Here is a 12392-nt window from a genome sequence, read left to right on the forward strand (position 1 = left end):
CTTCGGGATTCCGGGTTCGGGTTCGGCTATCGCCGCCCGCGCCCCGGAATGACGAGTGTTAGTCGCTCGTCGCTTCCTTGATCACCTTGGCCAGCGCGTCGCCCTGCATGCGCTGGATGTCGTCCTGATACTTCAACAGCGCACCCAGCGTATCGCCCACCACCTGCGGCGTCAGCGAGCGGGCGTCGAGTTCAGTCAGCGCGGTCGCCCAATCCAGTGTTTCGGCAACGCCCGGCGACTTGTAGAAATCCTGATCGCGCAGTGCCTGCACGAATCTCACCACCTGCTGCGAGAGCTTTGCGGAGATGCCCGGCACCCGCGACTTGACGATGGCGAGTTCGCGCTCGGCGTTGGGATAGTCGACCCAGTGATACAGACAGCGCCGCTTCAGCGCGTCGTGAATCTCGCGGGTGCGGTTCGATGTGACGATGACGATCGGCGGCGCCGGCGCCTTGACCGTGCCGAGCTCGGGGATCGTCACCTGAAAGTCGCTGAGGATTTCGAGGAGATAGGCTTCGAACGCCTCGTCCGCACGATCGAGTTCGTCGATCAGGAGCACCGGCGCGCCGTTGACGTCCGGCTCGAGCGCCTGCAGCAGCGGACGCTTGATGAGATAGCGCTCAGCGAAGATGTCGCTGGATAGCTGATCGCGGTCGGTATCGCCGGCGGCTTCCGCCAGTCGGATTGCGATCATCTGCGAGGCGCTGTTCCACTCATAGACAGCGGACGAGACATCGAGACCTTCATAGCACTGCAGCCGGATCAGCTTGCGGCCAAGCGCGGCCGACAGCACCTTGGCGATCTCGGTCTTGCCGACGCCGGCCTCGCCTTCGAGAAACAGCGGCCGGCCCATTTTCAATGCCAGATAGGTAACTGTCGCCAGCGATCGCTCGGCGAGATAGCCGCGCGATGTCAGCAATTCCAGCATGCCATCGACGGAGGTGGGGAGCGCCGATGGCTTAGTCATGAGAGAACCAATCTGGAAAGGAACGGACCTGACAAATATCAGGCCCGGTTGTTGGCAGCTTCGACCGCACGCTTGGCCAGCACGCCGATCAGATGCGCGCGATATTCGGCGCTGCCATGGAGATCGCTGTTGAGGCCTTCGGCCGGCACCGTAAGCCCGTCCAGCGCCTTTGGCGAGAACCGCTTCTGCAACGCAGCCTCGAACGACTCGACACGGAACACGCCGTCCGAACCTGCACCGGTGACCGTGACCCGCACACCCGAGGGCAGCCGCGCCACGAACACACCGACCAGCGCATAGCGCGAGGCCTGGTTGCGGAATTTGATATAGGCCGCCTTCTTCGGCACCGGGAACGAGACCTTGGTGATGATCTCGTCAGCTTCGAGCGCCGTTGTGAACAGGCCCTGGAAGAACTCTTCCGGCTTCAGCTTGCGCTTGTTGGTGGTGATGGTGGCGCCGAGCGCCATTACGGCTGCGGGATAGTCCGCGGTCGGGTCGTTGTTGGCGAGCGAACCGCCAATGGTGCCCTTGTGACGCACAGCAGGATCGCCGATCAGGCCGGCGAGTTCGGCCAGTGCCGGAATGGCTTCGCCAACGATCGGAGAGGACGCGACAGCGGCATGCTTAGCCAGCGCGCCAATCACCAGTGAACGGCCCTTCATCTCGATGCCGTCGACACCCTCGATATGCGAGAGATCGATGATATGCGGCGGTGCCGCCAGACGCTGCTTCATGACCGGCACCAGCGTGTGGCCTCCGGCGATCAGCTTCGCGTCTTCGTTCTTGATGAGGAGATTGGCGGCCTGCCGCACGGTCGACGGACGATGATATTTGAATTCGTACATGGGTGGGGATCCCTGATTCGCGGTGCGCGATTATCGTTGTGCGTCGTTATGCGAGATCGGACTTCGCCATCGCCTTGGCGCCGGCTGCGATCGACGCCACGATGTTCTGATAACCGGTGCAGCGGCAGAGATTGCCTTCAAGCTCTTCGCGGATCAGATGATCGCTGAGATCATGCCCCTTGCGATGCACGAGATCGACCGCGGTCATGATCATGCCCGGGGTGCAAAAGCCGCACTGCAGGCCATGATGCTCGCGAAACGCTTCCTGCATCGGATGCAGCGGCGCGCCATCGGCTGCGAGACCTTCGATGGTTTTAACCTCGTGACCGTCGGCCATGACAGCGAGCGTGGTGCAGGACTTCACGGCCTTGCCGTCGAGATGCACAACGCAGGCGCCGCATTGCGACGTGTCGCAACCCACATGGGTGCCGGTGAGCCGCAGATTCTCACGCAGAAACTGCACCAGCAATGTGCGCGGATCGATATTGCCGGTGACGGGATTGCCGTTCACGATCATCGAGATTTTGGCCATATGCACTCTCTTGGTCCGCGTCCCATTGCGTGGCGACACGGTCATTAAAATCATTCCAAATGCATAATATGGCCCATCCCGGCAATGAGCAACCTCAAGTCGGGACGGTCTCCGGTGTGTTTTTCTGCGGTATCAAACATACTTGATCGCCGCTATCAGACGCTCCGGGCCTTAGCCCTGAACAGCCTTGGCGAAGTTCGCGAAGAACTCGTCGGCGATCTTCTTGGCCGAACCGTTGATCAGGCGCTGACCGAGCTGGGCCAGCTTGCCGCCGATCTGGGCTTCCACATTGTAGGTCAGGAGTGTGCCGCCGTCCTTGTCGGTCAGACCGACGACAGCGCCGCCCTTGGCAAAGCCGGCCACGCCGCCCTCGCCCTCACCGGTGATCTTATAGCCGTTGGGCGGATCGAGATCGCTCAGTGTGACCTTGCCCTTGAAGCGGGCGGAGACCGGGCCGACCTTGATCTTGGCCGTGGCGCGGAAGCCGCCTTCCTCTGTGGTCTCGAGCTCCTCACAGCCCGGGATGCAGGCCTTCAGCACTGCGGGGTCGTTGAGCTTTCCCCATACCACTTCGCGGGGCGCGGCAAGCTGGACTTCACCGCTCATCGTCATGGCCATGGGTCTGTCTCCTGAATTTGTCGCCGTCCGGAATTGAGGCTGTCATCCCCAAGGGATTGAACCCTCAATCCCAAGTAATGCACGGACGGCGCAAAGGAAAGACCGTCCGGCGGGATGGGGCGATGCCTATTCGCAGTGCAACAGGCCACCGCGGCAAGAAGATTGCGGGGGATTGGCAGACTCTCGCCGGAATGGTTAGGTCCCGCACAGATGAGCACATCCCTGTCCCCTCTGCTGGCACCCTTGTTGTCGAGCACCGCGATGCGTGCGGTTTGCGATGATACCGCCCATTTGCAGCATATGCTGGACTTCGAAGCCGCACTGGCGCGGGCCGAGGCCGCAGTCGGGGTGATTCCCGCCAGCGCCGTGACGGCCATCGAGGCCGCCTGCAAAGCTGACCAGTTCGATCTGGCTGCCCTGGCCGATGCAGCGACGCGTTCCGGCAATCTCGCCATCCCGCTGGTCAAGACGCTCACCGCCAAAGTGGCGAAGGCCGATGCCGAGGCTGCGCGCTACGTGCATTGGGGCGCCACCAGTCAGGACGTCATCGACAGCGCAACCATGCTCGGCCTGCGCGCCGCCATTGACGCTCTGCTCGCGGATCTCGATCGCGCCATCGCCGGCTTCGCAGCCCTGGCGATCAAGCACCGCAACACCGCCGTGGTCGCCCGCACCTGGTTGCAGCACGCGCTGCCGATGCCATTCGGGCTGAAGCTCGCCGAATATGCTTCGGCGCTGCATCGTTCGCGCTTGCGGCTGAAGCGATTGCGCGCCGAAGGCCTCGCACTGCAATTCGGCGGCGCCGCCGGCACGCTGGCTGCGCTCGGCGACAAGGGCCTCGTCGTTGCAGAGCAACTCGCCAAGGAATTGCAGCTGCCGTTGCCCGATGCGCCGTGGCACACCCATCGCGACCGGATCGCCGAAGTGGCTTCCGTGTTGGCGATCCTGTCCGGCAGTTGCGGCAAGATCGCCCGTGACGTCTCGCTGATGATGCAGACGGATGTCGGCGAAGCGTTCGAGCCGTCCGGCGAAGGCCGAGGCGGCTCCTCGACAATGCCGCACAAGCGCAATCCCGTGGCGTCGGCCTCCGCGCTTGGCGCCGCGACCATGGCGCCGAATCTCGCTGCAACGATCTTTGCCGCTCAGATCCAGGATCACGAACGCAGCGCAGGACCGTGGCACGCGGAATGGCCGACGCTGCCGACATTGCTGCTGGTGACATCGGGCGCTCTTGCCGCCATCGTCGATATTGCCGAAGGGCTCGAGATCAATGCCGAGCGGATGCTGCAGAACCTCGATACGACGCACGGCCTCATCATGGCCGAAGCCGTGACCTTTGCGCTCGCCGAAAAGCTCGGCAAGAGCGACGCCCATCATCTGGTCGAAGCCGCCACCAAGCGCGCCGTCGCCGAGAAGAAACATCTGCGCGATGTGCTCACGGCCGATCCCAAGGTCAGCGTGCAACTTAGCGCTGCCGCGATCGCCAAACTGTTCGAGCCGATGGACTATCAGGGCGTCTCGCAAGCCCTCATCGACCGCCAGCTCGCCTCACTCAGTTAAGAAGAAACTCGGGAGACACACCATGCCCATGATCGACGCCGACGGCTGCCTGCTGAATGTCTCCGTGGAGGGCCGCGACAGCGGGCCAACGCTGATGATGTCGAATTCGCTCGGCTGCACCATGGCGATGTGGGAGCCGCAGATGCCGGCGCTGACAAAGCTGTTTCGTGTGATCCGCTACGATCGGCGCGGCCACGGCAAATCCGGCATGAACGGCCCGACCTCGATGGAGCGCTATGGCAAGGACGTGCTGGCGATCCTCGACGACCTCAACATCGATAAGGTGCATTGGTGCGGGTTGTCGATGGGCGGCATGATCGGCCAGTGGCTCGGCGCCAACGCGCCTGAGCGTTTCAACAAGATCATCCTGGCCAACACCAGCTGCTACTATCCGGATCCGACAAACTGGCACAACCGCATCAAGGCGGTGCGTGAGGATGGCCTCGCCGCTGTGGCCGATGCCGTCATCGGCGGCTGGCTCACCACCGACTTCCGCGAGCGCGAGCCCGAGACCACCGCGAAGATGAAGGCGATGTTGATCGCCTCACCGGTCGAAGGCTATCTTGCTGCCTGCGAGGCGCTGAGCACGCTCGATCAGCGCGCGCTGCTGCCCAAGATCAAGAGCCCAACGCTGGTGATCGCCGGCCGTCAGGACAACGCAACACCGGTTGCGGCTGGCGAACTGATCCGCAGCAACATCCCCGGCGCCAGCATGACGCTCCTGGACGCCGCACACATCTCGAACGTCGAACAGCCCTACGCCTTCACTGACGCCGTCGTTGGCTTCCTGACGCAGCGCTGAACGGAGACCTAAGATGGACGAGCAACAGCGCGCCGCCGAAGGCACCGCAAAACGCCGCAAGGTTCTCGGCAATGCCTGGGTCGACAAATCGGCCGCCGGCAAGAACGCATTCAATGCGGATTTTCTCGACCTGATCAGCCGCTACGCCTGGGGCGAGATCTGGACGCGACCGCATTTCGACGACCGCACGCGCCGCATATTGGTGATCGGCACCATGCTGGCGCTCGGCCAGTGGGACGAATTTCGCATGCATGTGCGCGCCGCTCTCACCGAAGGTGGCTTCACACCTGACGACATCAAGGAAATCCTGTTGCAGCAGGCGATCTATTGCGGCGTCCCGGCGGCCAATCACGCCACCAAGGAAGCCGGCGCGATCATCAAAGAGCTCGGGCTGGCCATTTAGGCGACCTTTTATTTAGGCAACCTTCTGTAAAAGCTCCGCGTCGTTGGCTGCCTTGCCCGGCTGACCGGGGTCAAGCTCTTGCGCCGCACCGCGGCGTAATGGCGGCTCGATCGCCATCAACACCGCGGTGCCCAGCAGCAGCAGCAATTCTGTGATGTGCAGCCGCATGGCGACGATCTCGCCGACCTTCGATGCCATGATCATGCTGGCGAACGAAATCGTGCCGCCGATGCCAAGCGCCATCATCAACGCCTCGTCGCAGCCGCCCGTCTTGCGGATTTTCGGCCGTGTGATGAACACCAGGAATACCGTGAAGAAAGCAACCACCGTCAGCTTGCCGACGGCGAGCAGCCACGCATAGCGCACCGTGCCCATGCTGGAAAATTGCATGTAGTCGCTGAGAAACAGCGCCAGTGAAATATTGGGGCGCTCATAGAAGCCCTGGATCGGCGAGACCATGATGCGGAACGCGAAGATCGTCCAGGTCGGGATGAAATAGCAGGCGATCAGCGCGCCGGTGAATGTGCTGATCCGCCAAGTCTGAAACGTACCAGTCTGAAACGTGCCACCCTGGAGAGTTCGAACCTGATGGGCTCCGGTCTGGTCTGCGCTGCTCTGGTCCATGACGTCGTCCACCGCTCTGCCGGCGACTCGCAGGAGGCGCGCGCCTGCGCCGACGTAACGCCCGTTCAATCAGACGGACAACGTAAACCAATTGGTAACCTTAATTCGAGAATGGACGGGATAACGGCCGGGAGATACGATCAGAACTTGGCAAACGAAAAGCCCCGCCTTTCGACGGGGCCTTCCACATGGGTCACTGAATGACCCAAATCTCGATTGATGCCCGTCTGACGGCCTATCTCTGGCCCTGCCGGTGGTCCGGGTCCTGCTCATGGCCGGGTTTCATTCCACCGCCCTGCTGCTGGCCGGGCTTCTGGCCCTGCTGCCCCGGGTTCTGGCTCTGCTGGCCTGGCTTCTGCTGACCGGGCTTTTGCTGGTTCTGATTGGACATTCTTCAATCTCCTTTGTTGAACCATTCAACGCCCGACAACGTGCAGCCGCGATCTTCGTTTCGGTTCCCGCGTGATGATTGCAAGGCCGTTGCACGGCGCAACTGTGACACCGGAACAGCCGCGAATGAGGCGCGGATTTGTGTGCGCTGCGGCGCAAGATAAAGGGAGGTAAATCGCCGCGAAAAACAGCATGTACAGGCTACTTTAGCCGCACCGCCCCCTGTTGCCGCCTCCAATGGCCGCTGTTAGAAAACGATACAACGACGCAATGATCCGGCTGCCGGATCATGGTGGCGCCTCACTCGAATTCGGCAGCGCATGGATTATTTCGCCCAGCAACTGATCAACGGTCTCGTGCTCGGCTCCATCTATGGCCTGATCGCGATCGGCTACACGATGGTCTACGGCATCGTCGGCATGATCAATTTCGCCCATGGCGATATCTTCATGATCGGCGGCTTCATCGCGCTGATCACCTTTCTCATTCTCGTCTCGATCGGCCTTACCGCGGTGCCGGTAATCCTGCTGCTGGTGCTGCTTGTCTCGATGGCGATCACCTCGCTCTATGGCTGGACGATCGAGCGCATCGCCTATCGTCCCCTGCGCCACTCCTTCCGCCTCGCACCGATGCTGTCGGCGATCGGCATGTCTTTCGTGCTGACCAATTTCTCGCAGGTCGCACAGGGCGCCCGCGTCAAGCCGGTGCCGCCGATCATCACCGGCGGCTACACGCTGCATGAAGGCGCCGACGGTTTTGTGGTGCGCCTCTCCAATATCCAGATCATCGTGGTCATCACCACCATCGTGCTGCTGGCGCTGTTCACCTGGCTGGTCGCGCGCACGCGCCTCGGCCGCGACATGCGCGCGTGCGAGCAGGACCAGACCATGGCGTCATTGCTCGGCGTCGATGTGGACCGCACCATCTCCATGACCTTCGTGATCGGCGCAGCCTTGGCTGCGGTCGCGGGCATGATGTACCTGCTCTATTACGGCCTCGTGGATTTCTTCATGGGCTTCGTCGCCGGCATCAAGGCCTTCACCGCCGCCGTGCTCGGCGGCATCGGCTCGCTGCCCGGCGCGATGCTCGGCGGCTTGCTGATCGGCCTGATCGAGACATTATGGGCTGCCTACTTCTCCACCGAATACAAAGATGTCGCCGCCTTTTCGATTCTGATCGTGGTGCTGATCTTCCTGCCGACCGGCCTGCTCGGCCGTCCCGAAGTCGAAAAAGTCTGACGGGATCCAAGTGGCAGCAAACGCATCACAAGCTAAGACTGCCCGCGGGCCGGACGCCGCATTCATCCTGAAGAAGGCCGTGATCTCCGCGCTGGTCGCGCTGGTGCTATTTTCGCTGATGATCGGCATCCGCACCGAAGCCGGCTCCGACGGGCAACTGACCTGGTGGACCCGCTTCGGCGATCTCGCCGCCATGGTCGCCGTGGTGTTCGGCGGCAGTATCGTCATGGAGCTGCTGCGCCGCTGGTGGGGACCGGTGGGTACTGTGCGCGTGGTGCCGCCTTCGGCAACCAAGGCATTCTCCTTCGCCGGCCGTGCGCTGGTGCCGGCGCTGTTGATCTTCACCTTCCTCGTCCCGGTGATCTTCTACGACGAGCGTTACATCCTCGATCTCGGCATTCTCGTGCTGACTTACGTGATGCTCGGCTGGGGCCTCAATGTGGTTGTCGGCCTCGCCGGCCTGCTCGATCTCGGCTATGTCGCCTTCTATGCCGTCGGCGCCTATTCCTACGCGCTGCTGGCCACCAATTTCGGCCTGTCGTTCTGGATCTGCCTGCCACTCGCCGGTATCCTCGCTGCGTTCTTCGGCGTGCTGCTCGGCTTTCCAGTACTGCGGCTGCGCGGCGACTACCTCGCGATCGTTACCCTGGCCTTCGGCGAGATCATCCGCCTCGTCATCATCAACTGGCAGACCCTCACCGGTGGCCCCAACGGCATCTCCGGCATTCCGCGTCCCACGATGTTCGGCATTCCGCTGACGCCCGGCGATGACGGCCTCGCTGCCCGCCTTGACATCGAGTTCTCACCGACTCACCGCATCGTCTTCCTGTTCTATCTGATCCTCGCCCTCGCACTGCTCACCAACTGGGTCACCATCCGCCTGCGCCGCCTGCCGATCGGCCGCGCCTGGGAAGCACTGCGCGAGGACGAGGTTGCCTGCCGTGCGCTCGGCATCAATACGACGACGACGAAGCTCACCGCCTTCGCCACCGGCGCCATGTTCGGCGGCTTCGCCGGCGCGTTCTTTGCGACCCGCCAGGGTTTCATCAGCCCGGAATCGTTCACCTTCCACGAGTCGGCGCTGGTACTGGCCATCGTCGTGCTCGGCGGCATGGGCTCGCAGCTCGGCGTGGCGCTCGCAGCGCTCGCGATGATCGGCGGCTTCGAACTGTTCCGTGGGCTCGAGCAATTCCGCATGCTCGTGTTCGGCGGCGCCATGGTGCTGCTGATGATCTGGCGCCCGCGCGGCCTGATCGGCCACCGCGCTCCCACCGTCTTTCTCGAACGCAATACGGCAATCTCATCCGACCTCGTCAAAGAGGGGCACGGATGAACATCAACGACATCCTCAGCGTTGAAAATCTGACGATGCGCTTCGGTGGCATCGTCGCCGTCAACGATCTCAGTTTCTCGGCCGAGCGCGGCAAGATCACCGCGCTGATCGGCCCCAACGGCGCCGGCAAGACCACCGTCTTCAATTGCATCACCGGCTTCTACAAGCCGACATCCGGCACCATCAAGCTGCGCCACAGCGATGGTGAATGGCGGCTGGAGCGGCTGAACGACTTCCGCATCTCGAAGATCGCCAAGGTCGCGCGCACCTTCCAGAATATCCGGCTGTTTCCCGGGATGACCGCACTGGAAAACCTGATGGTGGCGCAGCACAACACGCTGATGCGCGCTTCGGGCTTCACTCTTCTCGGCCTGTTCGGCGTGCCCAGCTATCGCGCCGCTGAAAAGGCCGCCATCGACCTCGCGCGCTATTGGCTTGATCAGATCGGCCTGCTGGAGCGCGCCGACGATGCCGCCGGCAACCTGCCCTACGGCGACCAACGTCGCTTGGAGATCGCGCGCGCGATGTGTACCGAGCCGGCGCTGCTCTGCCTCGACGAACCCGCTGCCGGCCTCAACGCGCGGGAGAGCGCGGCGCTCAATGAGCTGCTGCTGAAGATCCGCGCCGAGCATGGCACCTCGATCCTGCTCATCGAGCATGACATGTCCGTCGTGATGCAGATCTCCGACCATATCAACGTGCTCGATTACGGCGTGAAGATCGCCGACGGCACGCCGCAGCAAATTCGCGACAATCCCAAAGTCATCGCCGCCTATCTCGGCGCGGATGAAGAGGAAGCCATTGCGGTGATGGAGGGCGAGACGTGAGCACCGCCCCCATGCTCGCCATCGCCGGTCTGCACGCATCCTATGGCAAGATCGAAGCGCTGAAAGGCGTCGATCTCGACATCAAGTGCGGCGAGATCGTTGCGCTGATCGGCGCCAACGGCGCGGGCAAATCAACATTGATGATGACCATCTTCGGCAAGCCCCGCGCCCGCGCCGGCGCAATCGTCTATGACGGCATTGATATCACCGGCCTGCCGACCCACGAGATCGCTCGCATGCGCATCGCGCAATCACCCGAAGGCCGCCGGATTTTCCCGCGCATGAGCGTCGCGGAAAATCTGCAGATGGGCGCCGACGTCAATGAGAGCACGCCGGCCGAACGCGCTGAAAGCCTCGACAAGGTGTTGACGCTGTTTCCGCGCCTCAAGGAGCGCATGACCCAGCGCGGCGGCACGCTGTCCGGCGGCGAGCAGCAGATGCTGGCCATCGGCCGCGCACTGATGAGCCGCCCGCGCCTGCTGCTGCTCGACGAGCCGTCGCTGGGTCTGGCCCCGCTGATCGCCAAGCAGATTTTCGATGCAATCCGCGTGCTCAACAAGCAGGATGGACTGACGGTCCTGATCGTCGAGCAAAACGCCAATCACGCGCTGCGTCTGGCCCACCGCGGCTACGTCATGGTCAACGGGTTGATCACCCTGTCGGGCAGCGGCGCCGAATTGCTGAAGGCCCCGGAAATCCGCTCCGCCTATCTCGAAGGCGGCCGGCACGGCTGACGGATCGATATCCTTCATCGCGTGACGATCGAACACGAAGGGCGATGCAAACAATCGACACTATTCTGAAGGTAGAATGATGCGCCAATCGCGATTCCGTCACGGCGTCGCGTTTGTCTGCATTCGAACGGAACACGGGGACTTCCTATGAAATTCATCAAACTCATCGGCCTGACGGCGGGTGCTTCGATTGCGCTGGCATCCGTTGCACTGGCACAGGATATTCCTGTCGCCGTCGCATCATCGATGACCGGCAGCGAATCCGCCTTCGGCCGCCAGTTCAAGAATGGCGCCGAACTCGCTGTCGCCGATATCAACGCCGCCGGCGGTCTGTTGAACAAGAAGCTGGCGCTGCAGGTCGGTGATGACGCCTGCGATCCCAAGCAGGCACGCTCGATTGCGGAGAAATTCGCCAGCGCGCGCATTCCGTTCGTCGCCGGTCACTATTGTTCGTCGTCGTCAATCCCGGCGTCGGAAGCCTATGCCGACGGCAATGTGCTGCAGATCTCGCCGGGCTCGACCAATCCGCTATTCACCGAACGCAAGCTCGCCAATGTGCTGCGCGTCTGCGGCCGCGACGATCAGCAGGGTTTTGTCGCCGGCGAGTACATTGCCAAGACCTACAAGGGCAAGAATATCGCGATCCTGAACGACAAGACGACCTATGGAAAAGGCCTCGCCGACGAGACCAGGAAGGCGCTGAACAAGGCCGGCGTCACCGAGAAGATGTTCGAGAGCTACAACAAGGGCGACAAGGATTTTAATGCTATCGTGTCGCGCCTGAAGCGCGACAACATCGATCTGGTTTACGTGGGCGGCTATCACCAGGAAGCCGGCCTCATCGTGCGCCAGATGCGCGACCAGGGCCTCAAGACGGTGCTGATGGCGGGCGACGCTATCAACGACAAGGAGTTCGCCTCCATCACCGGCCCGGCTGCGGAAGGCACGCTGTTCACCTTCGGCCCCGACCCGCGCAACAAGCCGACCGCCAAGGCGATCGTTGACCGCTTCAAGGCCAAGAACATCGATCCCGAGGGCTACACGCTCTACACCTATGCCGCATTCCAGGTCTGGTCGCAGGCCGTCGCCAAGGCCGGCACCACCGACACCAGGAAGGTGATGGACACGATCAAGGCCGGCGAATGGGACACCGTGCTCGGCAAGCTGGCCTTCGACGCCAAGGGTGACATCAAGGCGATCGACTATGTCGTCTACAAGTGGGACGCCAAGGGCGACTACGCCGAACTGAAGCAGTAAGCCTGCCGGCCGCGCCTCTCATAGCGAGAGGTGCGGCTCGCCTCACGTCATGATGTCGATGCGGAGCCGACGTGACGCGACTGCCCACACCAGGGCGGTTTCGGCATCTTTTTTGATCCGCCGGCGCGGGCTCGCACAGCGAAAGCTCTTGCGACGACCTGCCGCAGCCGGACTCACAGGCTGGCTGTTTGCGGCCGAAAATTGCCGATGACTCGGCATCAAAATAAGTTGAGAATGATCCTATCGTTCGGGCGGCCGGATT

General features: G+C 62.4%; 14 protein-coding genes. 8 read left to right on the forward strand and 6 right to left on the reverse strand.

Annotated features, from left to right (window positions below):
* Nucleotides 1–58: 58 nt before the first annotated feature.
* From RSO67_RS06910 to RSO67_RS06925, 4 genes are all read right to left on the reverse strand, one after another.
* On the reverse strand, nt 59–967 hold the full coding sequence (locus tag RSO67_RS06910; protein ID WP_315842879.1) for a MoxR family ATPase: 909 nt from the start codon (nt 965–967) through the stop codon (nt 59–61).
* A gap of 38 nt (nt 968–1005) precedes the next feature.
* Nucleotides 1006–1812, reverse strand: a complete 807-nt coding sequence (locus tag RSO67_RS06915; RefSeq protein WP_315842880.1) for a xanthine dehydrogenase family protein subunit M — start codon at nt 1810–1812, stop codon at nt 1006–1008.
* Between the two features lie 46 nt (nt 1813–1858).
* A complete protein-coding gene (locus tag RSO67_RS06920) occupies nt 1859–2344 on the reverse strand; it encodes a (2Fe-2S)-binding protein (RefSeq protein WP_089264990.1) in 486 nt (161 codons plus the stop codon).
* Between the two features lie 171 nt (nt 2345–2515).
* Complete coding sequence (locus RSO67_RS06925) at nt 2516–2962, reverse strand: SRPBCC family protein (RefSeq protein WP_089264991.1); 447 nt, start codon at nt 2960–2962, stop codon at nt 2516–2518.
* Between the two features lie 210 nt (nt 2963–3172).
* Between RSO67_RS06925 and RSO67_RS06930 the strand changes: the two genes are divergently transcribed.
* From RSO67_RS06930 to RSO67_RS06940, 3 genes are read left to right on the forward strand one after another with little or no spacing between them, the layout of a single operon-like run.
* A complete protein-coding gene (locus tag RSO67_RS06930) occupies nt 3173–4522 on the forward strand; it encodes a 3-carboxy-cis,cis-muconate cycloisomerase (RefSeq protein ID WP_315842881.1) in 1350 nt (449 codons plus the stop codon).
* A 22-nt stretch (nt 4523–4544) separates the two neighbouring features.
* Nucleotides 4545–5324 carry a 3-oxoadipate enol-lactonase gene (gene pcaD / locus RSO67_RS06935; protein WP_315842882.1) on the forward strand — a complete coding sequence of 260 codons (780 nt, stop codon included), beginning with the start codon at nt 4545–4547 and terminating at the stop codon, nt 5322–5324.
* A gap of 13 nt (nt 5325–5337) precedes the next feature.
* Nucleotides 5338–5727 carry a carboxymuconolactone decarboxylase family protein gene (locus tag RSO67_RS06940; RefSeq protein WP_315842883.1) on the forward strand — a complete coding sequence of 130 codons (390 nt, stop codon included), beginning with the start codon at nt 5338–5340 and terminating at the stop codon, nt 5725–5727.
* A 12-nt stretch (nt 5728–5739) separates the two neighbouring features.
* On the opposite strand, the gene RSO67_RS06945 is transcribed toward RSO67_RS06940, so the two are convergent.
* Together RSO67_RS06945 and RSO67_RS06950 are read right to left on the reverse strand one after the other, a co-directional pair.
* Nucleotides 5740–6351, reverse strand: coding sequence for a hypothetical protein (locus RSO67_RS06945; protein WP_315842884.1), 612 nt, complete (start codon nt 6349–6351; stop codon nt 5740–5742).
* A 235-nt stretch (nt 6352–6586) separates the two neighbouring features.
* The gene (locus tag RSO67_RS06950) at nt 6587–6742 is read right to left on the reverse strand and encodes a hypothetical protein (RefSeq protein WP_175500451.1); all 156 of its coding nucleotides are present in this window, start codon (nt 6740–6742) and stop codon (nt 6587–6589) included.
* Between the two features lie 319 nt (nt 6743–7061).
* On the opposite strand from RSO67_RS06950, the gene RSO67_RS06955 reads away from it, so the two are divergent.
* The 5 genes from RSO67_RS06955 (at nt 7062) to RSO67_RS06975 (ending at nt 12130) form a co-directional block, all read left to right on the forward strand.
* A complete protein-coding gene (locus RSO67_RS06955; RefSeq protein WP_092146777.1) occupies nt 7062–7979 on the forward strand; it encodes an ABC transporter permease subunit in 918 nt (305 codons plus the stop codon).
* A 10-nt stretch (nt 7980–7989) separates the two neighbouring features.
* Nucleotides 7990–9312, forward strand: coding sequence for a high-affinity branched-chain amino acid ABC transporter permease LivM (livM, locus tag RSO67_RS06960; RefSeq protein WP_315842885.1), 1323 nt, complete (start codon nt 7990–7992; stop codon nt 9310–9312).
* Nucleotides 9309–10139, forward strand: coding sequence for an ABC transporter ATP-binding protein (locus RSO67_RS06965; RefSeq protein ID WP_315842886.1), 831 nt, complete (start codon nt 9309–9311; stop codon nt 10137–10139). Before livM ends, RSO67_RS06965 begins: the two co-directional genes overlap by 4 nt.
* 11 nt (nt 10140–10150) lie before the next feature.
* Nucleotides 10151–10873 carry an ABC transporter ATP-binding protein gene (locus RSO67_RS06970; RefSeq protein ID WP_315844186.1) on the forward strand — a complete coding sequence of 241 codons (723 nt, stop codon included), beginning with the start codon at nt 10151–10153 and terminating at the stop codon, nt 10871–10873.
* A gap of 147 nt (nt 10874–11020) precedes the next feature.
* On the forward strand, nt 11021–12130 hold the full coding sequence (locus RSO67_RS06975; RefSeq protein ID WP_315842887.1) for a branched-chain amino acid ABC transporter substrate-binding protein: 1110 nt from the start codon (nt 11021–11023) through the stop codon (nt 12128–12130).
* The last annotated feature ends 262 nt before the right edge of the window (nt 12131–12392 follow it).

The organism is Tardiphaga sp. 709, from assembly GCF_032401055.1.
Classification (GTDB): domain Bacteria; phylum Pseudomonadota; class Alphaproteobacteria; order Rhizobiales; family Xanthobacteraceae; genus Tardiphaga.